Raw genomic sequence first — 26,533 nt, 5'->3', positions numbered from 1 at the left:
GCCAATCCGCATTAGGTGAGGGGAACACCTGCGGAGACCGAAAATGGCGTTTTTTTCAAAGCTCAAGGACAAGCTGTTCAAATCCTCCTCGCGCCTCGAAGAGGGGCTGGATGCGATTGTCGAGGATGGCGGCGAGGAGTCCGCTCCCGATCCAGTGATCCCGCAGCCCGAACCAGAGCCGCAACCCGTTCCCGAGGTGCCCAGCCCTGCTCCCACCCCGGAACCAGCCGAGCCTCCTGAACCCGCTCCCGCTGACCCTGCGCCAGCTCCAACGCCCCCGGAAGTCCCTGAATCCAAAGGTCTGTTGGGTCGCCTGTTCAACCGCGGCGAAACCCAGACCGTCGTCCGCCGCACGCTGGACGATGACATGCTGGAACAGCTCGAAGAGCTGCTGATTGCCTCGGATATGGGGGTCGACACCGCCCTGCGCGTCACCTCCAACATGGCCGAGGGGCGCTTTGGCCGCAAACTCTCGACCCAGGAAATCAAGCAACTGCTGGCACAGGAAGTCGCCCGCGTGATGGAACCTGTTGCCAAACCCATGCCGCTCTACCCCAAACGCCCGCAAGTGGTTCTGGTCGTGGGCGTCAACGGGTCTGGCAAAACCACCACCATCGGCAAGCTTGCCAGCCAGTTCAAAGCCGCAGGCAAAAAGGTCGTCATCGCTGCCGGAGACACCTTCCGCGCCGCCGCTGTCGAGCAGCTGCAGGTCTGGGGTGACCGCGCGGGCGTGCCCGTGCTGACCGCCCCCGAAGGCTCCGATCCCGCCTCGCTGGCCTTTGATGCGCTGACCAAAGCGCAAAACGAAGGCGCTGACCTGCTGATGATCGACACAGCAGGCCGCCTGCAAAACCGCGCCGACCTGATGGAGGAACTGGCCAAAATCGTGCGCGTCATCCGCAAGGTTGACGACACCGCCCCGCACAATACCCTGCTCGTTCTGGATGCGACTACCGGCCAGAATGCCCTCAGCCAGGTCGAAACTTTCCGCAAACTCGCCGATGTCTCGGGCCTTGTTATGACCAAGCTCGACGGCACCGCCAAAGGTGGCGTTCTGGTCGCACTCGCGGATAAGTTCGGCCTGCCGATCCATGCCATCGGTGTCGGCGAACAAATCGACGACCTCGCCCCGTTTGATCCCGAGGAATTCGCCGCCGCCCTGACGGGCCTGCAAACCTGATCCGCCCCTTCATCTGGCCACAAATATCCCGGGGGTCCGGGGGCAGAGCCCCGGCCTGTCCGCCCAAGCGAAAGCCCTGATTTGAGCGACTGGCTGATCTCCCTCGAAGGCACCGAAGCGGGCCATCACCTCGCCCTCGCCCTCGCGCTGATGGCCGCGTTCCTGCACGCCGTGTTCGGCGCCCTGCAAAAGGGCCGCCACGACCCATGGATGTCGCGCGGCGCCATCGATGCCTGCTATTGCCTGATGGCGATGCCTTTTGCGTTGTTCGTTGTCCCGTGGCCCGAGCCTTACATGTGGCCCATCTTTGGTGTCGTCTGGCTCATCCATATCGGCTACAAAACCCTGCAGGCCGCCGCCTATACCAAAGGGTCCTACACCGTCGTCTACCCGGTCGTGCGCGGCACCGGCCCGCTTTTTACTGTCATTGGCGCCTATCTCCTGTTCGGAGAAACCTTCTCGGTCACCCAATGGCTTGGCGTCGCTACGCTGATGGCGGGCATCTTCGGCCTCGCCGCCTATAATCTGCGCTATCTCGAAACCAACCGCGAAACGCTGGGCATTGCGCTGGCTCTGGCGCTCGTCACTGGCCTCTTCGTGGCGCTTTATACGACCTACGACGCTTACGGCATCCGCGCCACAGCCGATCCCTTCACCTTCCTCGCGTGGTTTTTCATGATCGACGGAGCCGCGATGCCGTTCTACGCCGCACTCCGATACCGCGCCATGACCCACCGCCCCGCGCTTGGCCCCCTGATGTTGCGTGGTCTGGCAGGCGGTATCATCGCGCCAATGTCCTTTGGCGCCATCATGCTAGCCACGCGGCTCGACAAGGTTGGTGAGGCCGCTGTATTGCGCGAAACCTCCACCGTCTTTGCGGCGCTCATCGGCTGGCTGGTCCTGAAAGAAACTGTCGGCCCCAGGCGCATCGCATTGATGGCATTGATTGCACTCGGCGCCGTAATAGTTGAAATGGGCGGGTAAGCAGCAGGTCGGAATCATGGCACAGAAAAAAGACATCAATCCATTCCTCAAACAGGTGCTGGAACTTGGGCCTCCGCTCGCGTTCTTCCTCATTTACCTGCGTCTGCGTGATGACAGTTTCGTGATCGGCGGCACCGAATATTCAGGCTTCATCGTCGCCACCATCCTGTTCGTGCCCCTCATGCTGGCCGCCATGGGCATCCTCTGGTATCTGACCGGCAAACTCAGTCGGATGCAGATTTTCACCGCCTTCATGGTGATTTTCTTCGGAGGCCTGACCGCGTGGTTCAATGACGAGCGGTTCTTCAAGATGAAAACCACGCTGGTCTATGGCTTCTTCTCCCTCATCCTCGGCATTGGCCTTTTGCAGGGAAAGTCCTATCTGGCATACGTTCTGGACGAAATGCTGCCCATGCGCCACGAAGGCTGGATGATCCTGACACGGCGCCTTTGCGCCTGCTTCGCGGCGCTGGCTGTGGCCAACGAATTGGTCTGGCGCACACTATCGACAGACCTCTGGGTCAAGATCGAAACCTTTGGGTTTCCAATCGCTTTGATGGCGTTTCTGATGCTCCAGTTCAACATACTCCAGAGCTATATGGATGATCCCGATCAGCAATAAACCTTCATGGTTTTGCAGGGTATACTAACAATATTTCTTGGCTTAAGCGCAAAGCTGTGAAAAGTTAGGTCACCACCCGCACCACTCAATCCCGGAGACCAATGCCCGTATGATGGCTTTCCCAAACAGCGGATTCCTTTCCGAGGCTTCCGAAGAACTTCGCGAAATGCTGGCCGCCCAGGCCACCGAACTCACTCTGGACAAAGGCGAAGTCTTGTTCGAGCAGGGCGATGAGGGGGACGCGCTCTATGCCATTCTATCAGGCAATCTAGAGGTTTCGTTCCTTGCGATGAGCGGGCGCAAGCTGTCGCTCAGCATGATGCGCCCGGGTGAAGTTTTTGGGGAAATCGCGCTGTTTGACAACGACTCCCGAACCGCGACCGTAACAGCCACCGAGCCTTCAAAGGTGCTTCGGGTCCGTCGGCGCGATGTGATGGCGCAGATCCGTGAACATCCCGATCTGGCGGTTGACCTGATCCGACTGGCAGGCGTGCGTATGCGCCGGATGGGCGCGCAGCTGAATGAGCAAGTGTTCCTGCCGATGCCAATCCGCCTGGCGCGCAGGCTGTTGTATCTGGCCGGTCAGCAAGACTCGCCTAACGCAAAAATCACGCTCTCACAAAGCGAGCTAGCCGAATTTGTGGGCGCCACCCGCGAGGCGGTATCAAAAACCATTTCCATCTGGAAACGCGACAATGTGGTCGAAGCCTCGCGCGGCGGGCTACAGATTCACGACTTCGACGCCCTGCGCCAACTGGCTGAATCCGATTTAATCTAAATTTTCGGCACAGGTGTGATCCGCTTCACATACGGAAGCCATAGATTACCCTAGGGTCAACCCTGTTACCGTAGGAGGTCGGCTTTATCATCCCCGATATCTGTCCACCGACCTCTCCCTGTACCAGAGCCATATGCCTTCCCCGGCATATGGCTTTTTTCATAACAATGTATGAAAAAGGCCGGGCAACTGGCCCGGCCTTCCATATTCTATTCTGAATGCGGAACTTACTGTTCGAGGCTCAGCGCCACGAAACGCGGTTCACCACCGCGCCGCACCAGCAGCAACAGCGATTTGCGCCCCGCTTCCTGCGCCTCTTCCATGCGGGCTTCAAGATCAGCGATAGAAGTCACCTTCTGCTGCCCCGCTTCGGTGATAAGATCACCGGCGCGTAGGCCTTTCTCAAAGGCTTCCGAGGTCTCATCCACATTGGTAACCAGCAGCCCTTCGGCCTCGGCATCCAATCCCAAATCCTCACGCTGGCTGTCGCCCAGCGGGGCAATGGTCAGACCAAGAATATCCTTGTCCTCTTGCGCAGGTGCTTCGGCCTCGGGCTCCTCGCCATTTTCGGCGCGCTCGGCATCCTCGCGGCGGCCCAGCGTTACAAGCACGGTCTGCGTGCCGCCATCGCGGTGCACAACCACGCGCACGGACTTGCCCACGGTGGTTTCACCCACCTGACGCACCAGACCTCGCGTATCTTCGACCTCAACTCCATCAAAGCTGATGATCACATCTCCGGCCAGCAAGCCCGCTTCTTTGGCGGGGCCGTCCGGGACATCACTGATCAGCGCGCCGCCGGGTTTATCGAGGCCCATCGCCTCGGCCATATCCTCCGTCACGTCCTGAATGCGTACACCCAGCCAGCCGCGGCGGGTTTCACCGAACTCGCGCAGCTGATCAACGACCTTGATCACCACGTTCGACGCCATCGAGAATCCGATTCCGATCGAGCCGCCATTGGGCGACAGGATGGCGGTGTTCACGCCGATCACTTCGCCATTCATATTGAACAGCGGCCCGCCCGAGTTGCCCCGGTTGATCGCCGCATCTGTCTGGATGTAATCGTCATACGATCCGCTCAGCGCCCTATTCCGCGCCGAAACAATTCCTGCCGAAACAGAAAAGCCCTGACCCAGCGGGTTGCCCATCGCAATCACCCAGTCCCCGACGCGGGCCGTATCGCTATTGCCGAACTGTACATATTTCAGTGGCCCTTCGGCCTCGACCTTCAGCAGTGCGATATCGGTTTTTTCATCCTTGCCGATCACCTTGGCCACCAGCTCTTCTGCAGGCTGGCCATCCCCGGGGAAGAATTCGACCAGAATTTCATCCGCCTCGGCGATGACGTGATTGTTGGTGACGATATAACCGTCTTCCGAGATCACAAAACCGGACCCTAGCGCGTTACTACGACGCGGGCGGTTTTCATCATCCCCGCCATTGCGATCCTGAAACTCGCGGAAGAAATCTTCGAATGGAGAGCCCTCGGGCACAATCCCCTGAGGGCCGGTCTGACCTTCGATCAGAGTCGAAGTGGTGATATTCACCACCGCCGGGCTGATCTGTTCAGCCAACGGTGCCAGACTTTCGCCCCGTGCCTGCGCGGCCACGGATTGCGCCAAAACCAGCAACATCCCAACAAAGGCCAGCCACATCAGCCGCATCATTACCAAAACATCGTCCCGCCGGACGGACACACTGCGCGCTTTTGCCTGCACTTGGGGTCTCCTTGTCGACAATTCTTTTGCGGGTACCGATCAGATACCCCTCTTGGCAACCAATGTAGTCAGTTTGGCCAAGCCCGCAACTCGAGATCGCGGGGAAATCACCGGCGCGTGAAACCGTCGCATCAGAATCCGACCTGATACGCGCCCCACAACAGCACCAGCCCGCTGACGACGCAGAGCAATCCCATCAGCCGTCGCGCCTGTTCAGGCAGCGCGCGCAGCGCTTCAAGCATGCGCTCAATAAGCGAAGGGGCCAGCGCATAGGCCAGCCCCTCGACAATCAGCACCAGCCCGAAGGCCAGAAGGATCATACCCATTATTCAGAAGCCGAAGCCGCTGGTGCCCGCCGCCCGGTTGGCGAGGCAAGGTAGTTGAAGAATTCGGAATCCGGGCTCAGGATCAACGAACTGTTGCTGCCTTGCAGGGCATTCTCATAGGCCGTCAGCGAGCGGTAGAATTCGAAGAATTCCGGGTCCGCGCCGTAAGCTTCGGCAAAGATTGCGTTGCGTTCAGCATCCGCCTCACCGCGAATGATCTCGGCTTCACGGTTTGCGTCCGACACCAACTCGACCACAGTCCTGTCTGCTTGCGCACGCACACGCTGCGCCGCCTCGTTACCACGGGCGCGTTCGTCGGTGGCCTCACGTTCCCGCTCCGCCTTCATCCGGTCAAAGGTCGCTTCAAGGTTAGCCTGCGGAAGATCGGTTGCCTTCAGACGCACGTCGATCACGCTGACGCCCAGCGCCTGCGCCTCGGCAATCGCGCTGTTGCGGATGCGCAGCATCAGCGCGGCACGGTCCGAGCTCAGGATGTCACGGGACGATACCGAACCCAGAACCTCACGTGTTTCAGCACGCAGGATACGGTCCAGACGATCCTCGGCGACCGGGATACCACCGACACCAACGGCCTGACGGAACTGTTCCAGATTAGAAATCCGATAGCGCGCAAAAGCATCCACAACCAGACGGCGGTCATCCAGAGGTGTTACCTCCAGCGGCTGCACGTCGATCGACAGGATGCGGTCGTCATAACGCACCACTTCCTGAATCAGCGGGATCTTAAAGGCAAGACCTGGATCTTCTTTCACAGCCACAACGCGGCCAAATTGCAGAACCAGAGCACGCTCACGCTCATCCACGATGAAGATTGAGGACAGGATGCCGACGATTGCGACGAAAACGATCGGCAGAATGATTGTCGTTTTACGCATCAGTTGTTCTCCCCTGCAGGGTTACGGCGCAGTTCATTGAGCGGCAAGTAGGGTACAACTCCCTGCCCCGAACCTGATGTATTTTCATCCAGAATAATCTTGTCGACATCGCCCAGAACCTGCTCCATCCGCTCCAGATACAGACGCTTGCGCGTTACATCCGGCGCTTTGGAATATTCCTCCAGAACTGCGCTGAAACGGCTGGCTTCACCCATGGCGCTGTTGATCTGCTGGGCGCGATAGGCTTCCGCCTCTTCCAGAACCTGCGCCGCTTCACCGCGCGCTTCCGCCAGAACACGGTTGGCATATGCGTCGGCCACGTTCTGCAACCGGTCACGTTCCTGCGCGGCGGCCTGAACGTCACGGAAGGCCGCGATCACCTCTTGCGGTGGGTCGGCTTTGTCAAAGTTCACACGGATGATGTTCACACCCGAATCGTAGCTGTCCATGGTCGACTGGATCAGTTCCTGCAAACGCTCGGCGATGATACCGCGATCCCGGTTCAGGATCGGTGCCAGCTCGCTCTGCGCAATAATCTCACGCATCGCCGATTCCGACACCGCGCGGATCGTCTGGCGCGGGTCGCGCAGGTTGAACAGGAACTTGGCCGGGTCGTTAATATTCCAAACGACCTGATAATCGATATCGACCACGTTCTCATCGCCAGTCAGCATCAGACCATCATCGCTGCCACGTGCGCCGCCCATATCCTCGGTCTGTTCGCGAGTGACCGGGATAACCTCAGCCGTCACAACGGGCCATGGCGCGAAGTTCAGACCCGGGTTCCCAACAGCGGAAAACTCACCCAGAAACAGCTCAACAGACTGTTCTTCGGGTTTCACAGTGTAGAAACTGGCTGCAGCCCAAAGTCCAATCGCAACCAGAGCTCCGATCGCAACCGTTCCCTTGGTGAAGATAGGGCCTCCGCCGCCACCGCCGGAACCATTTGTGCCGCGGCCACCGCCGCCTCGACCGCCCATCAGGACGCGCAGCTGTTCCTGGCCTTTTTTCATCAGCTCATCGATTTCGGGAATCTGCGGGCTATCGCCTTCGGGGGGCTTGCGCCCGTCCCCGTTATTGCCCCGATTTCCTCCGCCACCGGATGAGCCTCCGCCCCCCCAGGGGCCGCCGCTGTTGCCCGCCATATGTGTCTTATCCCTTGTATTGGACCAGTTGTAGGACCGTGTGATCACGGGTTCCCTTGTAACTTGTGTGCGCGCAGTTGCAAATCAAGCCGTGCGCACGGGTTGCCGCATTGTCACCAATTCCTCGGCCATGACCGGGTGAACGGCGACCGTGCGGTCAAAATCTTCCTTGGTTGCGCCCATCTTGACCGCAATCCCCGCCAGCTGAATCATCTCACCCGCGCCAGGCGCGACGATGTGACAACCCAGCACCTTCCGCGTGGCCTGCGAGACGATGAGCTTCATCAGAACCCGCTGCGTGCCGCCAGCAAAGGCCTTCTGCATTGGCTTGAACGAGGTCGCATAGACCTCGATCGGTTCTTGTGCAGCGGCGTCTTCCTCGCTCAGGCCAATTGTTCCGAATTCCGGCTGCGTGAAGATCGCGGTGGGGATCAGCTCGTGATCCACCGGTGTCGGGTTGCCCTTGAAGACCGTCTCGACAAAGGCCATGCCCTCGCGGATCGCAACCGGTGTCAGGTTAACCCGGTCGGTCACATCCCCGATGGCGTAGATCGAGGGCACGCCGGTCTGGCTGTACTCATCCACGATGATCTCACCTTTGCGACCGCGTTCAACGCCCAGCGCCTCAAGCCCAAGATCATCCGCATTTGGAGCACGCCCCGTGGCGTACATGACAACATCGAACAGCTGCTCAGACCCGTTCGTGGCCTTCACCCAGATCTTGTCGCCCTGCTGTTTCATCTCCAGCACATTGGTGCCCAGATGCAGATCGACCCCGTTCTGGCACATCTCATCGCTGATCAGGCCACGCGCCTCTTCGTCAAAACCGCGCAGAATCTGCGCGCCGCGATAGAACTGAGTCGTCTTGACCCCCATCCCGTTCATGATCCCGGCAAATTCGCTTGCAATATAGCCGCCGCCAACGATCAGGATGCTTTCCGGCAGCTTCTCCAGATGGAAAATCTCGTTCGACGTGATTGCCAGGTCCGAGCCCGGGAACTCGGGCACAACCGGGCGACCACCGGTGGCGATCAGGATATGCTTGGCCGTTTTGCGGGCGCCATCGGCCAGCTCAACGGTGTGCGGATCAACAACGCTGGCGCGCTGATCAAAGCTTTCGACGCCATTGTTCTTCAGGATACTCCGATAAATGCCTTCCAGCCGGTCCAATTCCGCAACCAGCTTGCCGTGGAACGTATCCCAATTGAGCGCACCGGGCTGAATATCCCAGCCATATTCCTGCGCATCGCCGACCATGTCCGAGAACTCGCTGGCAAAGACCATCAGCTTCTTGGGCACACAGCCCCGGATCACGCAGGTCCCGCCATAGCGATCCTCTTCCGCCAGCGCCACCTTGGCCCCGGTTTCGCCAGCTGCCACACGCGCCGCGCGCACCCCGCCCGAGCCGCCTCCGATGACGAACAGATCATAGTCAAAGCTCATGTAAGAGTTCCTTTTATTCCGCGAGGTCAAAATTCACTGGATATCTGGGCGCAAATCCCAAACTGCCAACCCCTGGCGATTGAATTTTCGCGTTTTTTTGAGGTTCGGCACACCACCTGTCCGGTCGTCAGTCTGCAATATCGGAAAACAGGTTGTCCCCGCCGTCGCCCAGCATATCGGTCAGAACAGTGCCTTCGTTCAGATCGCGCAACTCAACCCGCCCGTCGCCATAGCCGACGATAACTTTGTCGCAGATATCGATGAACAACCCGTTCTCGACCACGCCGGGGATTTGGTTCATGACCAAGGCCAGCTGCCGCGCGTTGCCGATCCGCTTGAGGTGCAGGTCCAGAATGTGATTGCCCTCATCCGTGACCTTGGGCGCCTCGCCATTCATCCGCAACGTGACCGAAGTGCCCAGCACATCCATTGTGTCCAGCGCCTCTTCGATCAGCGTGCGGGTGGTCTGCCAGCCAAACGGGATCACCTCAACCGGCAAGGGGAATGCACCCAGCGTTTCCACCTCTTTGCCCGCATCCGCGATGACAACCATCTGGTCGCTGGCGGTGGCCACGATCTTTTCCTGCAGCAGCGCAGCACCACCACCCTTGATCAGATTGAACTCACGATCAAACTCATCCGCGCCGTCGATGGTCAGGTCCAGCCACCCGGCCTGATCCAGCGAGATCACCTCGATCCCCTCTTCCCGTGCCAGTTGCGCCGTCGCGGTCGAGGTCGGAACGCCTCTGATCCTCAGCCCTTCGTCGCGCACCCGCTCGCCCAGGCGGCGCACCAGCCACGCGGCGGTCGAGCCCGTCCCCAGACCCACACGCATTCCGTCTTGAACAAGATCGGCGGCGCGCCAGGCAGCAACATATTTGGCTTTGTCGATGGGCGACAAATCTTTGATCATGGCAGCATCCCCTCAGAATTCTGACGGACTTATACGGAATGCCCCGCGCAACTGCGAGAGGCAAAACACCCCTTCCTTGTGCTAACATGTCGCTGAAATGCGCGTTTCCGATAGGAAACGTCGCAATCAGCCCCTATTCTGATCGCCAGACACCCTAGATAGACGCCATGGAATCGCCGTACCGCCTGCATTACGCCCCCGACAACGTCTCGTTGGTGATCCGACTGGTGTTGGAAGAGATGGGCCAGCCCTACGAGACCGCACTGGTCGATCGCGCCCGCGATGCCCAGAATGGTGCAACCTACCGGGCGTTGAATCCCAATGGGCTGATCCCGGTGCTGGAAACTCCCCAGGGTCCGATCTTCGAGACCGCCGCGATCCTGCTGTGGCTGGCCGATACGCATGCGCAGATGGCCCCGGCCGCAGACAACCCGGATCGCGCAGCCTTCCTGAAATGGCTGTTCTTTGCCTCCAATACTCTGCACGCCGATCTTCGCATCCTGTTCTATGCCGAGAAATACATCGCCGTCGATCAGGCCGACACGCTGCGCGCAGGTATCCGCCCCCGGTTGCGTCTGCACCTGACCCTGCTGGATGCTTTGGCAAAGGATGATCCGGAGTGGTTCAGCGCTGATAATCCCTCGGTCCTGACGATCTATGTCGCCTGTATGATGCGCTGGATGGCACTGTATCCTGCAAAGGCCGACCGCAGCTGGTACCAACTGGCTGATACGCCTTATTTGCAGAAGATCCTCATGCAGCTTGAACACCGCGCCTCAACCCGCGCAGCCATCGCCGCCGAGGGGCTGGGGGTTACCCCCTTCACCTCGCCAACTTATGCCACCCCACCAGAAGGCTCAGCTACCTGACATGTTTCTCTCTGTCTTCGATATGTTCAAAGTGGGCATTGGCCCGTCGTCGTCCCACACCATGGGCCCTATGGTGGCCGCCGCGCGGTTTCTTGACATGATGCGCGCCTCGCCGTTCGAATTCACCGGCCTGCGCGGCTCGCTTCACGGATCACTGGCCTTTACCGGCGTCGGTCACGCCACAGATCGCGCCACGATCCTGGGCCTCGCCGGGTTTGTGCCCGACACCTACGACAACGACAAAGCCGAGGCCGCACTGGCCCAAATCTCCGAAACCCACACGGTCACACCCGAAGGCCTGCCGACGCTCAGCTTCGATCCCAAGGCCGATCTGATCTTCGACTACGACAACAACCTGCCCGGCCATGCCAACGGCATGATCCTCATGGCCACCGATGCGCAGGGCGATGTCATCCTGCGGCAGGTCTATTACTCGATCGGTGGAGGCTTCGTCCTGACCGAGGAAGAACTCGCCGAAGGCAAAGCGACCGATGAAGGCGACCCTGTGCCCTTCCCGTTCAAATCCGCCGCCGAGATGCTTGAAATGGCGAAGACCAGCGGCAAGAGCATCGCCCAGATGAAGCGCGAGAATGAAATCTCACGCGGCTGTGCGGATAGCTTTGCCAAAGGCAGCGCGCGTCTGTGGCAGGTGATGAATGACTGTATCGAACGCGGCCTCAAGACCGATGGCATCCTGCCCGGCGGCCTCAGCGTGCGCCGCCGCGCCAAGGGCATCCACGATGCTCTGCTGGCGGAACGCGGCATGAACCTGAACGCGCCCCACACGATTAACGACTGGATGAGCGTCTATGCGATGGCCGTGAACGAAGAAAACGCCGCTGGTGGTCAGGTTGTCACCGCCCCCACCAACGGCGCGGCAGGCGTGCTGCCTTCGGTCCTGCGCTATTACCTCGATCACGTCCCCGGCGCGTCCGAAAGCCATATAGAAGACTTCCTGCTGACTGCCGCCGCCATCGGCGGGCTGGTCAAGTTCAACGCCTCGATCTCGGGCGCCGAAGCGGGCTGTCAGGCCGAGGTCGGAAGTGCCTCTGCCATGGCTGCGGCAGGCATGTGCGCCGTGATGGGCGGCACGCCCGAGCAGGTCGAAAACGCCGCCGAGATCGCTTTGGAGCATCACCTCGGCATGACTTGCGACCCGGTCGCGGGACTGGTGCAGGTGCCTTGTATCGAACGCAATGGCCTCGGCGCGATCAAGGCAGTCTCAGCCGCCTCGCTGGCCCTGCGCGGCGACGGCAAACATTTCATGCCGTTGGACGCGGCCATTGAAACCATGCGCCAGACCGGCGAGGATATGCACGAGAAATACAAGGAAACTTCATTGGGCGGCTTGGCCGTCAACGTGCCGAACTGCTGATCTGACAGCAAGAAAGAGCGGGTGACATGCGCGGACATTGCCTGTGCGGCAAGATCGGATATCAGGTTGATCCTCCGGTTTTGTCCTGTGTCACCTGCCACTGCGACAGCTGCCGTCGCCAATGCGCCGCGCCCATGACCACCTATTTCGGGGTACGCGACGGCAATTGGCGCTGGACCGGAGAGCCCCCGAAAGTTTTCAACTCCTCCCCCGGGGTCGAGCGCAGTTTCTGCCCCGATTGCGGCACTCCGATCTCCTTCCGCTCGACCGTAATGTCGGATGTGATGCACCTTTACGTGGCAACGCTGGAAAACCCCGAGGCGCTGACACCAACCCTGCATGTCGCGCATGAGGAAAAGCTAAACTGGCTGCAACTCAACGACGACCTGCCCACCTGCATCGGCCCGGACTACACCAAAGTCCAACCCCTGCCTGACGCCTGAGATCAGAGCTTTCCCCGGTGCCGCGAAACCGCTAGCGTCGCGCATATGACTCAGGATCGCCCCGTACTAGGCATCATATTGATGCTCGGCTTTTGCGTGCTCGCACCGCTTGGTGACGGGATGGCCAAGCTGTTGGGTGAAACCATTGCCGTGGGCCTTCTAGTGTTGGTGCGGTTCGGCGTGCAGGCCATGATCCTGATCCCTCTTGTCGCCGTGACCGGCAAGCAATGGCGCATGACGCCGCGCGTTCTGCGCCTGACGCTGATCCGCACGCTGCTGCATATCGTGGGGATCACGGCGATGTTTACCGCGCTTCAGTATATGCCGCTGGCCGACACCGTCGCCATCGCCTTTGTGATGCCCTTCATCATGCTGTTGCTTGGCAAATACATCTTGGGCGAACAGGTCGGCCCGCGCCGCCTGATTGCCTGTGTCGTGGGTTTCATCGGCACTTTGCTGGTGATCCAACCCAGCTTTGCGCAAGTTGGTGCTCCCGCCCTGCTGCCTGTGATCGTCGCGGTGGTCTTTGCCTTGTTCATGCTGGTCACACGGCAGATTGCCAAGCAAACCGACCCGATTGCGCTGCAAGCCGTGTCTGGCGCTATGGCGACGGTGCTTCTTCTACCCATCCTGCTGTTGGGAACACAAACCAGCCTGCCACTGCTGACCCTATCAGTGCCACCAGCCGATGCGCTGTGGCTGCTGCTGGGCATTGGCGTGCTGGGCACCGTGGCACATCTGTTCATGACATGGTCGCTCCGCTATGCGCCATCAGCGACACTTGCCCCGATGCAATATCTGGAAATCCCGGTGGCCACCCTGTTCGGCTGGCTGATCTTCCACGATCTTCCGAATGGGTTGGCCGCGCTAGGCATCGGCATCACCATAGCGGCCGGGCTTTACGTCATCTTGCACGAGCGGGCCAACGCCCGGTCCGGCCCGACTGAAACGCCCGCATGACCTGATCCAAAGCCGCGCGCGGCAAGATCGTCAGCAGGCCAGGCTCGTCGACCTCAAGCGTGAATGCGCCCAGCGCTCGGTTCGAAGTCCCGACCTGCCCATCCGGCTCCAGCACCAGATTATCAATCGGCCATTCCAGTCCGGTGCTGCGCCCTGTCACCCGCCTCAGCGGAAACAATGACACGGTGTCACCGGGCGTTAGCTCCAAAGCGATACGAGGCGGCGTATGGAAAACGATCTCTTGCGCGCCCAGCAAAACGCAGGGCCGGTCCTGCCGCCTTACCAGCGCACTGAACGCCACCAATTGGTGGTCCACCCGCGCGCCCAGAAACCCAGCGGCCAGCACCACCGGCGCATCGATATTGCGCAGTGCCTTGTCGAAATCGGTGCTGTTCTGCTCGGAAATCTGGTGCAGCCGACCCTCGGGGATACGGGCGCGATATTCTGCCGTAATCGAGTCGAAATCGCCGATTACCACATCCGGCAACCGCCCCGAATCAATCAGAGCAACTGCCCCACCATCCGCCGCAACAGCGGAACTGACGCGGTTTAGCACCAGATTTACGTCCTCTGGCCCGACTTCTCCGCCGCCAAACAGCCCGATTGGCTCGTTCGAGCGAACAATTACCCCATTTTCCACAAGATTGACCATATTTTCTAGTTTTGGACATAATGAAACCACAAAATGATAGCTTCATCGCTAGAGTTTCGAGTCGGTTGCCCGTGCTGTGTCTGGTAATCGACCTGGTAGTTTGTAAAGGACATGCGTCTGATGGTACAGAACAACAAGGTACTCACCGTTTCATACGGCACCTTCTCGTGCACCCTCGAAGGCTTTGACGATTCATTTGAAACAATGAAGGCGATCGCCGAGTATTTTCGGGACCTTGCCGCAGATGACCGATACTTTGGTTCGGAACCTCCTCAACCTGACGCCGAGATGCTGACCCGGATCGCGCAGCGTGACGCCGCGCAAAAGGTAGAAGCCAGCCAGAACGAGACCGGCCTGTTACTGCGCGCCACCGAAGCCGCCCCAGCTGCAGCACCGACCCCCGCTGCAATTGCGCCCGCCCCGACGCCAGAACCCGTTCAGCCCGTCACCAATGTTGCTCCCCCCGCTCCATCTGCCCCCCTGGTCGAGGACGGCCCTGCCGCCGACAGTATCGCAGCCAAGCTGCAGCGCATCCGGGCTGTTGTCTCACATTCCGACGCAGCCCCTGCTGCATATGCCGAGGATGAAGACGTCAGCTATCTTCAGCCCGCAAAGCCCAAGGTCGATGCAATCTCTGCCGCCTTCGAGGCCGGTGCGTTGAACCCTGCGGATTTTGAGGACGCGGCCGAAGACGACACTCCAGCTGTTGAAACCGAAACTGAACAAGCAGCTGAACCTGAAATCGAACAAGCAGCTGAACCCGAAATCGAACAGTTTGCAGCGCCCGAGCAGGTCGAAGAGGTCGCCGAGGTTCCGGTTGAAACTAAAGAACCCTTTGCAGAGGCGCTGGTCGCAGAGGCACCTGCCCCTGTCGAAGCTGAGCATTATGAAATTGAAACAACCACGGCAATCACTGCATTAGATGCCGAAGACGAAGACGATGAACAGCCGACCGCTGAGGTCACCGACAAAGATGTGCTGTTCTCGGATCTCGACGATACCTCTGAAGCCGAAGACGAAGGCCCTGCGAATATTCTGGGCGAAGACCAGGAAATCGACGCCGAGGATGAACCCGATCTCTCTACCCTCGCCCAGGGCGTCATCTCTGCCGAGGATGAAGCGCTTCTGCTCGATGAAATGGCTCTGGTCGAATCCGAGCTTGAGGCGAACACAACAGCAGAACTGCCCGATATGACAGGTTTGGATCAGGACGTCTCGCGCCTGATGGACGAAGCTGGCGCTCAGTTGGATGACCCTGCAACCAGCGGTCAGCGCGACACCTATTCGCATCTACGTACCGCCGTGGCGGCCACCGAGGCTGAGCGCGAAGAAGGCAAGGGCAATGATGATACTCCCGAAGACCAGTATCGCGGTGATCTGGCGTCGGTCGTGAATCCGCGCCGTCCCGAAGTCGAAGTCACCAGCGCGCGCCCCGTTGTCGCCGCCGCCGCCCCCCTAAAACTGGTAGCCGAACAACGGATCGACACCGAAACCGCAGACACGGGCCCGGTGACACCGCGCCGCGTGATCTCGCCCGATGAAGATACGGCAACCGACGAAGAAGGTGGGTTTGCCACCTTTGCCCAGGAACAAGGCGCACAGTCGCTGCTTGACCTTTTGGAAGCGGCCGCAGCTTACCTCTCCTTCATCGAAGGCCAGGAACAGTTCTCGCGCCCGCAGTTGATGAACAAGGTTCGCTCGCTCAAGCAAGACTCGTTCAACCGCGAGGAAAGCCTGCGCTCGTTCGGCCAGCTGCTGCGTGACGGCAAGATTGAAAAGGCCGGAGGTGGCCGTTTCGCCGCCTCCAATCAGATCGGGTTCCGCCCGAATGACGACGAACGCGCTGCGGGTTGATCCCGCGCGCACCCAAATACCCCCTCAAGACGCGACAGGGCCAGAGGCAACTCTGGCCCTTTCATTATGCCTATATCTTAGTCAATCGGCGACAATTTGCTTTTTCTAACCATGCGACCTTAACGCAGTCATGCTGCAGTGCAGAAATTCGCTATGATGACCGCATAGACAATCTAAAATTTGCTTCTGGATACCCAAGTTTCTGACCTGAGGTAACTGTTATGTACGATCTTGCAATTCGACGTCTGCGTGTCTTCGACAAGCCCCTTGTGGCAGCTCACTTCCAAAACCTTGAACCCGAGGTGCTGCGATCGCGGTTTGGTCTGTTCGTCCCTGATGAATTTCTGGAGCAATATGTGTCGTCCCTATTCGACGACGCTTCTCTTGTTTTTGGCGCCTTTCCCGATAGCTGTCTGCGCGGAATGGCCGAGCTTAGAATGATCGTTGACGGTGACCACCGCAGGGCCGAGGCCGCTTTCAGCGTCGAGACCTCTTGGCAGGATCGCGGTATCGGAGACGCTCTGCTGTCGCGCATCATCGCGGGTGCCCGTAACCGCGGGATACGTGAGGTGCACATGATCTGCCTCGCCACCAATCAAAGGATGCGTCATCTGGCCAGCAAACACAGTGCCGATCTAAAGCTTATGACTGGCGAGGTCGCGGCGACCCTTACACCGGCCTGGCCAACGCCGATCAGTATGGCACAGGAAATTGCCGGGGAATATCACGCATTTGCCCGTGCAGTTTTTAGTTGGCCAGACTAAAAGTTGAACGCCAGCGCAACGTAAGGTCCTGTCAGGATCAGATCGATCACATTTCGGTTGTCTTCAAACTCGACATCCAGATGGCGGTATCCGCCTGCGACGCTGATATTCTCGCGCCATTTCCAGCTTGCTTGCACCAGCGCTTCCCACTGGAATTCCGAGCCATAGCCGAAACCGCCAATGTTGCCCATCGCCGCCAGACTCCAGCGCTCATTTAACACCCGGCTGTACCGCATTCCGATTAGCGGATCGGTCCAGCTTTGATCTGTACTAAAAGTGCGCCTCAGCACTGTGGTTGAAACATCAAGATCCCAATGACGCAGCCCAGCCAGGGCCTCAAGCCGTGCCTCAGCATCTTCGTAAACGGCATAGCTGGCCGCCAAGGTGGCCATTGTGCCCTCAAGGTCCCAGCTGGCGGCGTTGTCAATCCGCCCCACAGAAACTTCGTCTCCAAGGTTGAGATAGTTGAACTCGCCACCGATCGACCAGCGACCATTCCGGGCCTCACCCGCGATCAGGAAAGCCCCATTGAGAATATTGAAGATCGAGGTATCCCCATCAACCGGCGGGTTTGGCCCCACATCCAATGAGGTCCTGAATTCCGGCCCCCAGAAATAAGGCGCAATCGTATAGCTCCACTCATCAGCCAAAGCGCTGCACGCGACACAAGTTGCCGCTACTGACGCCAATACCCGGTTCTTCATGTCCTGCTGCCTCTGGTTGCCACAAGTCAAAGTTGCAAGCACCGTGCCACGCGGCGGACATCAAAACAATCGGGGGTCTTAGTGTTGATCCTGATCCGGGTCTTCTTTGCCCACCCCGCGGAAGACAAACTTGAAGGGCAACGCCCAGACAATGCCAAGCGCGACATAGACCAGAAGTTCCAGCCAGATTGGTGGACGATCCAGCCAGTTCACGATTGTCACCACCGCAACGATGTAAACGGGCAACCCGATCAGCAGCAGTACCATCGACCAGCGCCGCCGTGCCTTATAGCTGAGGCCGGGCTTTCCGTTCCCACTCATCAATCTGCAAACGGGTCGGTCACCAGTATGGTGTCCTCCCGCTCCGGGCTTGTGGACAAGAGTGCAACCGGGCATTCGATCAACTCTTCTACGCGGCGCACATATTTGATCGCATTCGCGGGCAACTCCGCCCAGCTGCGCGCGCCTTCAGTGGATTCGCTCCACCCCGGCATCTCTTCATAAATCGGCAGGCAGCGCGCCTGCTGGTCGGCAGCGGTTGGCAAATAGTCCAGACGTTCGCCATCCAGCTCATACCCAACGCAGATTTTCAGCGTCTCAAACCCGTCCAGTACATCCAGCTTGGTCAGCGAAATGCCATTCACACCACTGGTTGCACAGGTTTGGCGCACGAGGCAGGCATCGAACCACCCGCAACGGCGCTTGCGGCCTGTTACAGTTCCGAATTCATGCCCACGTGTGCCAAGCCGCAATCCGTCATCATCATCCAACTCGGTCGGAAACGGCCCCTCACCTACGCGCGTGGTATAGGCTTTGACGATTCCAAGAACAAAATCCACCGAACCCGGGCCAATTCCAACGCCCGTCGCAGCCTGGCCTGCAATGACGTTTGAAGACGTCACAAACGGATAGGTCCCGAAATCAATGTCCAGCAAAGCGCCCTGCGCGCCTTCGAACAGGATACGCTTACCCGCTTTGCGCTTTTCATTCAGAACCTTCCAGACCGGCGCCGCAAAGGGCAGTATCTGGGCCGCAATCTCTTTCAGCTGCGCCACCAAGGCATCGCGTTCCACCGGTTCGATGCCCAACCCTTTGCGCAGCGGATCATGATGCTGCAATGCGCGATCCACACGTGCCTCCAGCGTGGCTTCGTCCGCCAGATCGGCAACCCTGACCGAACGCCGCCCGACCTTGTCTTCGTAGGCCGGACCAATCCCGCGCCCCGTCGTACCGATCTTGGTGCCTTTGCTGGCCGCTTCCTCGCGCGCGCGATCCAGCTCTCCGTGAATGGGCAGGATCAGCGGCGTGTTTTCAGCAATCATCAGCGTGTCTGGCGAGATTTCAACGCCCTGAGCCCGAATCGACTCGATTTCCTTCACCAGATGCCATGGATCAAGAACAACGCCATTGCCGATCACGCTCAGCTTGCCGCCGCGGACCACACCCGAAGGCAGTGCGTTCAGCTTGTAGACCTCTCCATCAATGACCAGAGTGTGCCCGGCATTATGCCCGCCTTGAAAACGCGCGATCACATCTGCCCGCTCGCTGAGCCAGTCGACGATCTTGCCTTTTCCTTCGTCACCCCACTGGGCGCCGACAACAACCACATTGGCCATATCCGGTCCTTTTGCGCTGAATATTCAAACCCGGCTCATATAGCGGGGCACAGACGGCAGGGAAACCGATATTTCGCCGCAGTAGCAAATCGCGCTGCGCGCGATGCCTCCGGCGGGGATATTTTTAGCCAGATGAAGAGCGGATCCCTGCTTCATCTGGCTATAAATATCCCGGGGGAGTCGCCCGCACGGGCGGCGGGGGCAGCGCCCCCTATCGTTGCCCCAGATGCACGGGCTGTCCATGAGGCGTTGTCAGATAAGCCTCTTCCCAGGCAGCGCTTAGACTTCGGACATCATCAGCGGATGCCTCCCCCTGCTCTGCCAGCAGAAGCTCCAAAGTTTCCAACCAAGCGCGAAAATAATCGTCGCCGCCATCCAGCTCTTTTTTGAGCCCATGGAGCTGTAATGTCTTCGAAAACCGTTCCGCCCAGTCAGTCCAATCAAACCGACCCGCCTCGTTTAGCGCGACAGTGACCGCAAAGACCTGCGCATGCCAGGGTTCGGCAAAAACCGGCTCGGGGGCTGAATGGGTGATGCAATCGTTCATGCGGGCTCCAGATAAGATTGCCACAGGTCCAATACGACCTCATCCGCCGGGTGCTCAGGATTTGCCCAAAGCTCCGAGGCGGGAAACGCGACCGCGTAGAGTGGTTCGGGGGCCTCACCCAATCCATGGGCGTTGGAATCCGGCAGCACGTGGGTGCCATGCAGCCTCAGGATGCGCCCTGTCGCGCCAGCCGCGTAGACCGGCAATCGGGTGTGACCACCTTCGACCAAACGATTGGCGCTCTGAGCCGAAGTTCGGACGGCTTGCCCAGCTTGAAACCGAACCGCAAGGTTTGAAGGGCGATCTGCAGGCCCGCCCTTGGCCAACGCAGCCTCGACCGCCTCCGCCTTTAGCATTCGTTCGGCCAGAGGGTGCGTCGTTTCCTGATCGACCCCGCGCAGGTCGTCCAGTGTCAGAACACCGTTTTCAACCAGAAGATCGGCCAAACCGGATATCCATTTCTCATAGTATGAAAACCGCGCGTAGTCCTTGGGCGACAGCCTTTCTCGCGCATGGCGTGACACATCGATGTTCCACTGCCCCAGAAACCCTGCGGCCAGAGTGACCGCAAGCGCCCGAGCGTGCCAATCTTCGGCAAATACCGGCGCATCCTCGGTCTCTGGGTTTACCAGACCATCGCCAAATCGCCCGCCCATATCATGAACCCGCGTCATGAGGGCACCTTGGGCAACCCGGTGCCGATCATGCTGTCGCGCGTCACCAGCGTGGTTAGCTCATCCTCGCCCAACCCCTCGCTCCCATCAGGGCGCATTGGTAGGACAAGATAGCGAATCTCGGCAGTCGAATCCCAGACGCGCACGGATGTGTCTTCAGGCAGGGTCACTCCAAATTCGGCCAGAACCTTGCGCGGTTCGCGCACGGCGCGGGCACGGTAGGCATCGGATTTGTACCAGCCGGGTGGGATGCCCAGCAGCGGCCACGGATAGCAGCTGCACAAAGTGCATACGACCATGTTGTGCTGCCCGGGCGTGTTTTCCATCACAACCATGTGCTCACCCTGCCGCCCGTAGTATCCCAGATCGGCCACGACCGAAGTGGCGTCTTCCAGCAGCGCCGCTTTGAAAGCAGGATCGCTCCAGGCTTTGGCAACAACACGCGCACCGTTCTGCGGACCGATCTTGTTTTGATAGGTATCAATGATTTCATCCAAAGCGGCCGGATCGATCAGCCCCTTGCGGGTTAGAATCGTTTCAAGCGCCTTTACGCGAAGCACGGGTTCAGGGGGCAACAGGGCGTGCGGGTGGTCGTGATCATCATGTGGCATGGGGCGCAGCCTGCGCGACTGAACGGCGCTCTGTCCAGTCTCTTTGATGTGATATGAAACATCACCGCACGTGATGCCAACTCGTGACTTGCCCCCAGCATCAAACTTGCATAAGTACCACGCGATACACGCCACGCTGTACAGGACCACCATGGAAAACGTCGTTCTCATCATCCACCTTCTTCTGGCTTTGGGCCTGATTGTCGTTGTGCTGATGCAACGTTCCGAAGGCGGCGGCCTTGGCATGGGTGGCGGTGGCGGCGGGGCCATGACGGGCCGCGCGGCAGCAACGGCGTTGGGCAAGCTGACATGGATTCTGGCTGCGTGTTTCATCGTGACCTCGATCACGCTGACGATTCTGGCCGCTCAGAAATCGTCTGGCAGCTCGGTGATTGACCGCCTCGGCGTCCCTGCCCCGGCCTCGACCGAGGAAAGCACGCCAGCGGTTCCATCTGCGGATGATCTTCTGCCCCCGGCGCAGGGTGACAACGCTCCGTTGATCCCGCAGGCTGCCGACTAAGCCACAAAACCTAGAAATCCATAAGGGAACTGCAACAGCATCTTGCGGTTCTCTTGCGCTGTGCGCGCGAATCCTTTATATGTGAAGTCCCGTGATGCAGCGGTTTTTTCGAACCGCCGGGCAGCTGATTTTGACGTCTCACGGGAGCAAGCCGAACAACATGGCGCGATTTATTTTCATCACTGGTGGTGTGGTTTCGTCCTTGGGCAAAGGACTGGCATCGGCGGCTCTGGGCGCTTTGCTGCAGGCACGGGGATATTCGGTACGGCTGCGCAAGCTTGACCCCTATCTGAACGTCGACCCCGGCACCATGTCACCGTTCGAACATGGCGAGGTTTTCGTCACCGATGACGGGGCCGAAACCGATCTGGACCTTGGCCACTACGAACGCTTCACCGGTGTGGCCGCGCGCAAGACCGACTCGGTCAGCTCGGGCCGGATCTATTCCAATGTGTTGGAAAAGGAACGCCGCGGAGACTACCTCGGCAAAACCATTCAGGTGATCCCGCACGTCACCAACGAGATCAAGGATTTCATCGCCATCGGCGAGGATGAGGTCGATTTCATGCTCTGCGAAATCGGCGGCACCGTGGGCGACATCGAGGGCCTGCCGTTTTTCGAAGCCATCCGTCAGTTCAGTCAGGACAAGCCGCGCGGTCAGTGTATCTTTATGCACCTGACGCTGCTGCCTTACATCAAAGCCTCAGGCGAGTTGAAAACCAAGCCGACCCAACACTCGGTGAAAGAGCTGCGCTCGATCGGTCTGGCCCCCGACATTCTGGTTTGCCGCTCCGAAGGCCCGATCCCCACCAAAGAACGCGAAAAGCTGGCCCTGTTCTGTAACGTCCGCCCCGACAGTGTGATCGCAGCGCAGGACCTCAGCACCATCTACGACGCCCCGCTGGCCTATCACCGCGAAGGTCTGGATCAGGCGGTTCTGGACGCGTTCCAGATCAGCCCTGCCCCCAAGCCCGATCTGGCCAAATGGGAAGACGTCAGCGACCGCATCCACAATGCCGAAGGTGAGATCAAAGTTGCCATCGTGGGCAAATACACGCAGTTGGAAGACGCTTATAAATCCATTGCCGAGGCACTGACCCATGGCGGTATGGCCAACCGGGTCAAGGTCAAGGTCGAATGGGTTGATGCCGAGGTCTTCGACACCGAAGACGCCGCCCCGCATCTGGAAGGCTTCCACGCCATCCTCGTCCCCGGCGGCTTTGGCGAACGCGGCACCGAAGGCAAGATCAAAGCCGCGCAATATGCGCGTGAACACAAAGTGCCCTATCTGGGCATCTGTCTGGGCATGCAGATGGCCGTGATCGAAGCCGCACGCAACGCGGCGGGAATCACCGAAGCCGGGTCCGAGGAATTCGACCACGAGGCTGGCAAAAAGCGTTTTGAACCCGTTGTTTACCACCTGAAAGAGTGGGTGCAAGGCAATCACAAAGTCGAACGCAAGGTGGGCGACGACAAGGGCGGCACCATGCGTCTGGGCGCCTATAACGCTGTGCTGGCCGAGGGCTCGAAGGTCGCCGATGTCTATGGCGGCACCCAGATCGAGGAACGCCACCGCCACCGCTATGAGGTCGACATCAAATACCGTGACAAGCTGGAAAAGGCTGGCCTGAACTTCTCGGGCATGTCGCCCGATGGCCGCCTGCCGGAAATCGTCGAATGGTCGGATCACCCGTGGTTCATTGGCGTTCAGTACCACCCGGAACTGAAATCCAAACCTTTCGACCCGCACCCCCTGTTCCGCGAGTTTGTGCGCGCCGCGAAAGACACTTCGCGTCTGGTCTGATCACGGGCTAAAAACTGATTTGTACCAGTCGGCGCGAAATATCTTTACGTGCCGACGGTTTACACGGTTAACTGCCGCCATAGCAGCGACAGGAGACCGGACATGACCGATCAGATTACCCAAGCGGAACAGTTTGCAGCCCTGCATAAAAAGGGCGATCCGGTCATCCTTTATAACATCTGGGACCCAGGCAGCGCCGCCGCCGTGCGCGACGCGGGGGCCAAGGCGCTGGCCACTGGCAGCGCTCCGGTAGCGATGGCGCAGGGCTTTTCCGATGGCGAAAAGATCCCCTTCGACATGGCTCTGGACAATGCAAGTCGCATTGTCGATGCCGTCGATATCCCGGTCACCATGGACCTCGAAGGCGCTTATGCCGAGGATGCGTTCGGCATCTCGACCAATGTCACCCGTGCGCTTGAAACCGGGGTGGTGGGCTTTAACTTCGAAGACCAGATCGTTGGAACCAAAGACCTTTATGACATTGAAACCCAATGCGCCCGCGTCGCCGCCATGCGTGAATCCTGCGATGTCGCAGGCGTACCAGCGTTCATCAACGCCCGCACCGATATTTTCCTCAAGGCCGCCCCAGACACACATGATCAGGCAATGCTGGACGATGCCATGGCCCGCGCGGCAGCCTATGCCGATGCCGGGGCCAGCGGGTTCTTTGCGCCGGGCCTGAAGGACGAAGCCATGATCGGCCAGCTTTGCGCGGCCACCGACCTGCCCGTCAACATCATCGCCCTGCCCGGCACGCCCGACACGCCCACGTTGGCGAAACTTGGCGTGGCGCGGATCAGCTATGGCCCCGTGCCCTATCGGCAAATGATCGCTTGGCTGCAGGAGTCGGCCCGCGCGGCGCTTCAATCCGTCGGCTGATCCACTTTTAGGGGATTGCAATTCTACCCGTTCCTCCGCACCTTGCATGCAAAAGCAGCGGAGGACGCCTCGTGGCCAAAGGATACTGGGTTGCCCATGTCGATGTTGACGACTTTGAAACCTACAAATCGTATATCGCGGCTAACGCGACCCCTTTTGCCGAATACGAAGGAAAATTCCTTGTCCGTGGGGGTGAGAGGACCGAACCCGAGGGCAAGGCTCGCGCCCGTACGGTGGTGATTGAGTTTCCCAGCTATGAACAGGCGCTGGCCTGCTATGAAAGCGATGCCTATCAAGCCGCAAAAGCCCTACGCGATCCGGTTTCGACCGGCGATCTCGTGATTATTCAGGGCTACGATGGCTAGCACCGCTTGGCGCGCCTCGAATTACGGAATATCCTGACCCTATGCTGAAAAAGTTCTTTCAGGCCTTCCGGCCACCGCAACATGACAAACTGCCCGATCCCGATGCGGAATTGGCGCTGGGAGCGTTACTGGTGCGCGTGGCGCAGGCCGACCGCGACTATAAGCTGGAAGAGATCAGCCTTATCGACCGCATCCTCGCCCGCCTCTATCAGCACAACGCGATCGAGGCAGCCAAGGTCCGCGCCACCTGCGAAAAACTCCACGCAGCGGCCCCCGACACCGATACCTTCGGTAAACTTATCCGTGAAACCACCGATCTCAAGGAACGTCTGGCCGCGCTGGATGCCCTTTGGGAGGTCGTGCTGGCCGATGGTGACTCGGATGAGGGCGAGGTCAAGATCGTCGAAGAAGCCCGCATTGCCATGGGCCTCAGCTTCAACGACAGCAAGGCCGCGCGCGAACGGATACAAAGCCGCTTAGAAGCGACCTAAGCAACTTCTCTTGATCTGGCGCGCGATTTGGCCCGAAAACCGGTTCCCACTTTTCGGATCGCGCTCTATATATTTGACCATGTTCAGCGATTTCCTGTCCCGGCTCACGCAGCCGCAGCCCGACCCGCTTGTCGAAGATGATGCCCGTCTGGCTCTCACCGCCCTTTTGGTGCGCATCGCGCGGTCCGACAATGACTATGCCGATACCGAGATGGCCCGGATCGACCGCATCTCGGCCGAACGCTACGGCTTGTCGCCATTTGAGGCCGCAGCCCTGCGCGCCCGCGCCGAAGATCTTGAGGCTGAGGCCCCCGACACCGTCCGCTTTACCCGCGCCATCAAAGAAGCTATCGCCTATGACGACCGCCTCGCCGTCGTGCAGGCCATGTGGTCGGTCGCCTTGGCAGACGGCCAACGAAGCGGAGAAGAGGATTCGTTGCTGCGCCTCGTCGTCAGCCTGCTCGGCGTAAGCGATGTAGATTCGGCGCTTGCAAGACAAAAGGCGGCGAAGGCCTGATCAACTGGCAAGCCTTCGGCTTTGACTGCGCTATGAATCGCTGCCCTCAAGCTCGTTCAGAAACTTGTAGTCCGTCGGCGGGTCGTCGCAGATACCCGGTCCGCATTCCAGAAGCGCAGAACCTGCGTTCGCAACGGCTAAAGCCAAGATCAGGAAAAACACCGTTTTGGCCAACGCACTTCCACCAAACCGTTCGGTTGCTCGAACATCCGAGGCAAGATCATACTGCTTCTCAAAGACCAGCATGACTGCGGTCCCAAGGATGATCAAACCAAACGCAACTCCCGCCCAGGTATAAAAGTGCAGGCCCAGAACAGGGGACCCATAGTGTCCTGTACCGGGCACTATATGCAGCAGGATTTGGCGGATCGAAACGCTGATCCCAAAAATCGCCGCTACAAGCACGATGCCATAGTTTCTGGCACGCGTGCCCCACAACAGGTTCAGCGCCAGCCCAAACCCAACAGCCACGAATCCCACGCGTTGAAGCAAGCATAGCGGACAGGGCAGTTCATAGAGGACAAGCTGAAAGTAGAAGGCAAGCACCAGAACCAGGCAGACCGCCAGTGCGCCAATTGCGTTCATGTTCCGAGCAAATTCAGGTGACATAGAACGACCTCACAGCTGTATGGTTAGAGGAGTCGTGGCGTGAAACTTCAGCCAGTAGGTACTCGCCAAAAGTGTCAGCACGAACAATGCGTATGAAATTCTGACCAGCTTAAAGTAGGCCAGCACCATCGTGCCGGCGAATAATGCAAATAAAAGCGCAATCACAAGAAGCCCCTTATGTGAATTGAATTCGTATATATCAATCTTTAACCCAAAACGAATTATTCCCAAATTCAAACAGTTTCGGCGATTGGATCAAGTCAGTTCAACA

Annotated in this window: 31 protein-coding genes; 16 read left to right on the top strand and 15 right to left on the bottom strand. The window is 59.2% G+C overall.

What is annotated here, in order from left to right:
- Positions 1-43 precede the first annotated feature (43 nt).
- The 4 genes from ftsY to ACR0B3_RS00885 all read left to right on the top strand — a co-directional run bounded on the left by ftsY (position 44) and on the right by ACR0B3_RS00885 (position 3,564).
- Complete coding sequence (ftsY, locus tag ACR0B3_RS00900) at positions 44-1,180, top strand: signal recognition particle-docking protein FtsY (RefSeq protein WP_480807461.1); 1,137 nt, start codon at positions 44-46, stop codon at positions 1,178-1,180.
- A gap of 81 nt (positions 1,181-1,261) precedes the next feature.
- The gene (locus ACR0B3_RS00895; protein ID WP_480807460.1) at positions 1,262-2,164 is read left to right on the top strand and encodes an EamA family transporter; all 903 of its coding nucleotides are present in this window, start codon (positions 1,262-1,264) and stop codon (positions 2,162-2,164) included.
- A 16-nt stretch (positions 2,165-2,180) separates the two neighbouring features.
- The gene (locus tag ACR0B3_RS00890; RefSeq protein ID WP_480807459.1) at positions 2,181-2,786 is read left to right on the top strand and encodes an inner membrane-spanning protein YciB; all 606 of its coding nucleotides are present in this window, start codon (positions 2,181-2,183) and stop codon (positions 2,784-2,786) included.
- 109 nt (positions 2,787-2,895) lie between these two features.
- Complete coding sequence (locus ACR0B3_RS00885) at positions 2,896-3,564, top strand: Crp/Fnr family transcriptional regulator (RefSeq protein WP_170719868.1); 669 nt, start codon at positions 2,896-2,898, stop codon at positions 3,562-3,564.
- 227 nt (positions 3,565-3,791) lie between these two features.
- Here the strand turns inward: ACR0B3_RS00885 and ACR0B3_RS00880 are convergent, their stop codons facing one another.
- The 6 genes from ACR0B3_RS00880 to rpiA all read right to left on the bottom strand — a co-directional run bounded on the left by ACR0B3_RS00880 (position 3,792) and on the right by rpiA (position 10,008).
- On the bottom strand, positions 3,792-5,234 hold the full coding sequence (locus ACR0B3_RS00880; RefSeq protein WP_480808005.1) for a Do family serine endopeptidase: 1,443 nt from the start codon (positions 5,232-5,234) through the stop codon (positions 3,792-3,794).
- A 182-nt stretch (positions 5,235-5,416) separates the two neighbouring features.
- A complete protein-coding gene (locus ACR0B3_RS00875) occupies positions 5,417-5,611 on the bottom strand; it encodes a DUF2065 domain-containing protein (RefSeq protein ID WP_170669666.1) in 195 nt (64 codons plus the stop codon).
- Positions 5,611-6,507 (bottom strand): protease modulator HflC, encoded by an 897-nt coding sequence (gene hflC, locus ACR0B3_RS00870; protein WP_480807458.1) that lies wholly within the window; start codon positions 6,505-6,507, stop codon positions 5,611-5,613. Before hflC ends, ACR0B3_RS00875 begins: the two co-directional genes overlap by 1 nt.
- Entirely contained in the window at positions 6,507-7,652 is a 1,146-nt protein-coding gene (hflK, locus tag ACR0B3_RS00865; RefSeq protein WP_480807457.1) for an FtsH protease activity modulator HflK, read from the bottom strand. The genes hflC and hflK overlap by 1 nt, the downstream gene beginning before the upstream one ends.
- 84 nt (positions 7,653-7,736) lie before the next feature.
- Entirely contained in the window at positions 7,737-9,095 is a 1,359-nt protein-coding gene (gene gor / locus ACR0B3_RS00860) for a glutathione-disulfide reductase (RefSeq protein WP_480807456.1), read from the bottom strand.
- Positions 9,096-9,222: 127 nt separating this feature from the next.
- Entirely contained in the window at positions 9,223-10,008 is a 786-nt protein-coding gene (rpiA, locus tag ACR0B3_RS00855; RefSeq protein ID WP_480807455.1) for a ribose-5-phosphate isomerase RpiA, read from the bottom strand.
- A gap of 167 nt (positions 10,009-10,175) precedes the next feature.
- On the opposite strand from rpiA, the gene ACR0B3_RS00850 reads away from it, so the two are divergent.
- From ACR0B3_RS00850 to ACR0B3_RS00835, 4 genes are read left to right on the top strand one after another with little or no spacing between them, the layout of a single operon-like run.
- Positions 10,176-10,877 (top strand): glutathione S-transferase family protein, encoded by a 702-nt coding sequence (locus ACR0B3_RS00850; protein WP_480807454.1) that lies wholly within the window; start codon positions 10,176-10,178, stop codon positions 10,875-10,877.
- A 1-nt stretch (position 10,878) separates the two neighbouring features.
- Positions 10,879-12,252 (top strand): L-serine ammonia-lyase, encoded by a 1,374-nt coding sequence (locus tag ACR0B3_RS00845; protein WP_480807453.1) that lies wholly within the window; start codon positions 10,879-10,881, stop codon positions 12,250-12,252.
- A gap of 26 nt (positions 12,253-12,278) precedes the next feature.
- Positions 12,279-12,695 carry a GFA family protein gene (locus ACR0B3_RS00840; RefSeq protein ID WP_480807452.1) on the top strand — a complete coding sequence of 139 codons (417 nt, stop codon included), beginning with the start codon at positions 12,279-12,281 and terminating at the stop codon, positions 12,693-12,695.
- 45 nt (positions 12,696-12,740) lie between these two features.
- Positions 12,741-13,655 (top strand): DMT family transporter, encoded by a 915-nt coding sequence (locus tag ACR0B3_RS00835; RefSeq protein WP_480807451.1) that lies wholly within the window; start codon positions 12,741-12,743, stop codon positions 13,653-13,655.
- On the opposite strand, the gene ACR0B3_RS00830 is transcribed toward ACR0B3_RS00835, so the two are convergent.
- A complete protein-coding gene (locus ACR0B3_RS00830) occupies positions 13,600-14,307 on the bottom strand; it encodes a thiamine diphosphokinase (RefSeq protein WP_480807450.1) in 708 nt (235 codons plus the stop codon). The two genes, ACR0B3_RS00835 and ACR0B3_RS00830, sit on opposite strands and share 56 nt — an antisense overlap.
- A 120-nt stretch (positions 14,308-14,427) precedes the next feature.
- Between ACR0B3_RS00830 and ACR0B3_RS00825 the strand changes: the two genes are divergently transcribed.
- Both ACR0B3_RS00825 and ACR0B3_RS00820 read left to right on the top strand, forming a co-directional pair.
- Positions 14,428-16,161 carry a hypothetical protein gene (locus tag ACR0B3_RS00825; protein WP_480807449.1) on the top strand — a complete coding sequence of 578 codons (1,734 nt, stop codon included), beginning with the start codon at positions 14,428-14,430 and terminating at the stop codon, positions 16,159-16,161.
- A gap of 221 nt (positions 16,162-16,382) precedes the next feature.
- On the top strand, positions 16,383-16,925 hold the full coding sequence (locus ACR0B3_RS00820; RefSeq protein ID WP_480807448.1) for an N-acetyltransferase family protein: 543 nt from the start codon (positions 16,383-16,385) through the stop codon (positions 16,923-16,925).
- Here the strand turns inward: ACR0B3_RS00820 and ACR0B3_RS00815 are convergent.
- The 6 genes from ACR0B3_RS00815 to nthA form a co-directional block, all read right to left on the bottom strand.
- On the bottom strand, positions 16,922-17,629 hold the full coding sequence (locus ACR0B3_RS00815; RefSeq protein WP_480807447.1) for a porin family protein: 708 nt from the start codon (positions 17,627-17,629) through the stop codon (positions 16,922-16,924). The two genes, ACR0B3_RS00820 and ACR0B3_RS00815, sit on opposite strands and share 4 nt — an antisense overlap.
- Before the next feature lie 78 nt (positions 17,630-17,707).
- On the bottom strand, positions 17,708-17,950 hold the full coding sequence (locus ACR0B3_RS00810) for a DUF2842 domain-containing protein (RefSeq protein WP_480807446.1): 243 nt from the start codon (positions 17,948-17,950) through the stop codon (positions 17,708-17,710).
- Positions 17,950-19,245: an adenylosuccinate synthase gene (locus tag ACR0B3_RS00805; protein ID WP_480807445.1), complete on the bottom strand. Its 1,296-nt coding sequence runs from the start codon at positions 19,243-19,245 to the stop codon at positions 17,950-17,952. Before ACR0B3_RS00805 ends, ACR0B3_RS00810 begins: the two co-directional genes overlap by 1 nt.
- Before the next feature lie 211 nt (positions 19,246-19,456).
- Entirely contained in the window at positions 19,457-19,792 is a 336-nt protein-coding gene (locus ACR0B3_RS00800; protein WP_480807444.1) for a nitrile hydratase accessory protein, read from the bottom strand.
- Entirely contained in the window at positions 19,789-20,466 is a 678-nt protein-coding gene (nthB, locus tag ACR0B3_RS00795) for a nitrile hydratase subunit beta (RefSeq protein ID WP_480807443.1), read from the bottom strand. Before nthB ends, ACR0B3_RS00800 begins: the two co-directional genes overlap by 4 nt.
- Positions 20,463-21,077, bottom strand: coding sequence for a nitrile hydratase subunit alpha (gene nthA / locus ACR0B3_RS00790; RefSeq protein ID WP_480807442.1), 615 nt, complete (start codon positions 21,075-21,077; stop codon positions 20,463-20,465). Before nthA ends, nthB begins: the two co-directional genes overlap by 4 nt.
- Positions 21,078-21,228: 151 nt before the next feature.
- Here nthA and secG point away from each other — a divergent pair, with 151 nt between their 5' ends.
- The 6 genes from secG (at position 21,229) to ACR0B3_RS00760 (ending at position 25,653) form a co-directional block, all read left to right on the top strand.
- On the top strand, positions 21,229-21,597 hold the full coding sequence (gene secG, locus ACR0B3_RS00785) for a preprotein translocase subunit SecG (RefSeq protein ID WP_170683483.1): 369 nt from the start codon (positions 21,229-21,231) through the stop codon (positions 21,595-21,597).
- Between the two features lie 160 nt (positions 21,598-21,757).
- Positions 21,758-23,401: a CTP synthase gene (locus ACR0B3_RS00780; protein WP_170683065.1), complete on the top strand. Its 1,644-nt coding sequence runs from the start codon at positions 21,758-21,760 to the stop codon at positions 23,399-23,401.
- A gap of 102 nt (positions 23,402-23,503) precedes the next feature.
- Positions 23,504-24,280: an isocitrate lyase/PEP mutase family protein gene (locus tag ACR0B3_RS00775; RefSeq protein ID WP_480807441.1), complete on the top strand. Its 777-nt coding sequence runs from the start codon at positions 23,504-23,506 to the stop codon at positions 24,278-24,280.
- A gap of 71 nt (positions 24,281-24,351) precedes the next feature.
- Positions 24,352-24,645 carry a DUF1330 domain-containing protein gene (locus ACR0B3_RS00770; RefSeq protein ID WP_170683067.1) on the top strand — a complete coding sequence of 98 codons (294 nt, stop codon included), beginning with the start codon at positions 24,352-24,354 and terminating at the stop codon, positions 24,643-24,645.
- A gap of 41 nt (positions 24,646-24,686) precedes the next feature.
- Complete coding sequence (locus tag ACR0B3_RS00765; RefSeq protein ID WP_170683068.1) at positions 24,687-25,136, top strand: tellurite resistance TerB family protein; 450 nt, start codon at positions 24,687-24,689, stop codon at positions 25,134-25,136.
- 79 nt (positions 25,137-25,215) lie between these two features.
- Positions 25,216-25,653 carry a tellurite resistance TerB family protein gene (locus ACR0B3_RS00760; RefSeq protein WP_480808004.1) on the top strand — a complete coding sequence of 146 codons (438 nt, stop codon included), beginning with the start codon at positions 25,216-25,218 and terminating at the stop codon, positions 25,651-25,653.
- Between the two features lie 30 nt (positions 25,654-25,683).
- Here ACR0B3_RS00760 and ACR0B3_RS00755 read toward each other — a convergent pair whose 3' ends face one another.
- Complete coding sequence (locus ACR0B3_RS00755; RefSeq protein WP_480807440.1) at positions 25,684-26,262, bottom strand: disulfide bond formation protein B; 579 nt, start codon at positions 26,260-26,262, stop codon at positions 25,684-25,686.
- 9 nt (positions 26,263-26,271) lie between these two features.
- A complete protein-coding gene (locus ACR0B3_RS00750) occupies positions 26,272-26,427 on the bottom strand; it encodes a DUF5993 family protein (RefSeq protein ID WP_480807439.1) in 156 nt (51 codons plus the stop codon).
- Between the last annotated feature and the right edge of the window lie 106 nt (positions 26,428-26,533).

Source organism: Ruegeria sp. CE9 (assembly GCF_056537425.1).
This window is presented reverse-complemented; position numbering and strand designations above follow the sequence as displayed.

Coding starts and splice junctions, on each gene's coding strand:
- ACR0B3_RS00835 (WP_480807451.1), top strand. CDS start 12,741: ATGACTCAGGATCGCCCCGTACTAGGCATCATATTGATGCTCGGCTTT.
- ACR0B3_RS00765 (WP_170683068.1), top strand. CDS start 24,687: ATGCTGAAAAAGTTCTTTCAGGCCTTCCGGCCACCGCAACATGACAAA.
- ACR0B3_RS00875 (WP_170669666.1), bottom strand. CDS start 5,611: ATGGGTATGATCCTTCTGGCCTTCGGGCTGGTGCTGATTGTCGAGGGG.
- ACR0B3_RS00850 (WP_480807454.1), top strand. CDS start 10,176: ATGGAATCGCCGTACCGCCTGCATTACGCCCCCGACAACGTCTCGTTG.
- ACR0B3_RS00840 (WP_480807452.1), top strand. CDS start 12,279: ATGCGCGGACATTGCCTGTGCGGCAAGATCGGATATCAGGTTGATCCT.
- ACR0B3_RS00825 (WP_480807449.1), top strand. CDS start 14,428: ATGGTACAGAACAACAAGGTACTCACCGTTTCATACGGCACCTTCTCG.
- secG (WP_170683483.1), top strand. CDS start 21,229: ATGGAAAACGTCGTTCTCATCATCCACCTTCTTCTGGCTTTGGGCCTG.
- ACR0B3_RS00820 (WP_480807448.1), top strand. CDS start 16,383: ATGTACGATCTTGCAATTCGACGTCTGCGTGTCTTCGACAAGCCCCTT.
- ACR0B3_RS00755 (WP_480807440.1), bottom strand. CDS start 26,262: ATGTCACCTGAATTTGCTCGGAACATGAACGCAATTGGCGCACTGGCG.
- ACR0B3_RS00760 (WP_480808004.1), top strand. CDS start 25,216: ATGTTCAGCGATTTCCTGTCCCGGCTCACGCAGCCGCAGCCCGACCCG.
- hflC (WP_480807458.1), bottom strand. CDS start 6,507: ATGCGTAAAACGACAATCATTCTGCCGATCGTTTTCGTCGCAATCGTC.
- gor (WP_480807456.1), bottom strand. CDS start 9,095: ATGAGCTTTGACTATGATCTGTTCGTCATCGGAGGCGGCTCGGGCGGG.
- ACR0B3_RS00890 (WP_480807459.1), top strand. CDS start 2,181: ATGGCACAGAAAAAAGACATCAATCCATTCCTCAAACAGGTGCTGGAA.
- ACR0B3_RS00805 (WP_480807445.1), bottom strand. CDS start 19,245: ATGGCCAATGTGGTTGTTGTCGGCGCCCAGTGGGGTGACGAAGGAAAA.
- ACR0B3_RS00885 (WP_170719868.1), top strand. CDS start 2,896: ATGATGGCTTTCCCAAACAGCGGATTCCTTTCCGAGGCTTCCGAAGAA.
- ftsY (WP_480807461.1), top strand. CDS start 44: ATGGCGTTTTTTTCAAAGCTCAAGGACAAGCTGTTCAAATCCTCCTCG.
- nthB (WP_480807443.1), bottom strand. CDS start 20,466: ATGACGCGGGTTCATGATATGGGCGGGCGATTTGGCGATGGTCTGGTA.
- ACR0B3_RS00780 (WP_170683065.1), top strand. CDS start 21,758: ATGGCGCGATTTATTTTCATCACTGGTGGTGTGGTTTCGTCCTTGGGC.
- ACR0B3_RS00830 (WP_480807450.1), bottom strand. CDS start 14,307: ATGGTCAATCTTGTGGAAAATGGGGTAATTGTTCGCTCGAACGAGCCA.
- nthA (WP_480807442.1), bottom strand. CDS start 21,077: ATGCCACATGATGATCACGACCACCCGCACGCCCTGTTGCCCCCTGAA.
- hflK (WP_480807457.1), bottom strand. CDS start 7,652: ATGGCGGGCAACAGCGGCGGCCCCTGGGGGGGCGGAGGCTCATCCGGT.
- ACR0B3_RS00800 (WP_480807444.1), bottom strand. CDS start 19,792: ATGAACGATTGCATCACCCATTCAGCCCCCGAGCCGGTTTTTGCCGAA.
- ACR0B3_RS00810 (WP_480807446.1), bottom strand. CDS start 17,950: ATGAGTGGGAACGGAAAGCCCGGCCTCAGCTATAAGGCACGGCGGCGC.
- rpiA (WP_480807455.1), bottom strand. CDS start 10,008: ATGATCAAAGATTTGTCGCCCATCGACAAAGCCAAATATGTTGCTGCC.
- ACR0B3_RS00880 (WP_480808005.1), bottom strand. CDS start 5,234: ATGATGCGGCTGATGTGGCTGGCCTTTGTTGGGATGTTGCTGGTTTTG.
- ACR0B3_RS00845 (WP_480807453.1), top strand. CDS start 10,879: ATGTTTCTCTCTGTCTTCGATATGTTCAAAGTGGGCATTGGCCCGTCG.
- ACR0B3_RS00775 (WP_480807441.1), top strand. CDS start 23,504: ATGACCGATCAGATTACCCAAGCGGAACAGTTTGCAGCCCTGCATAAA.
- ACR0B3_RS00815 (WP_480807447.1), bottom strand. CDS start 17,629: ATGAAGAACCGGGTATTGGCGTCAGTAGCGGCAACTTGTGTCGCGTGC.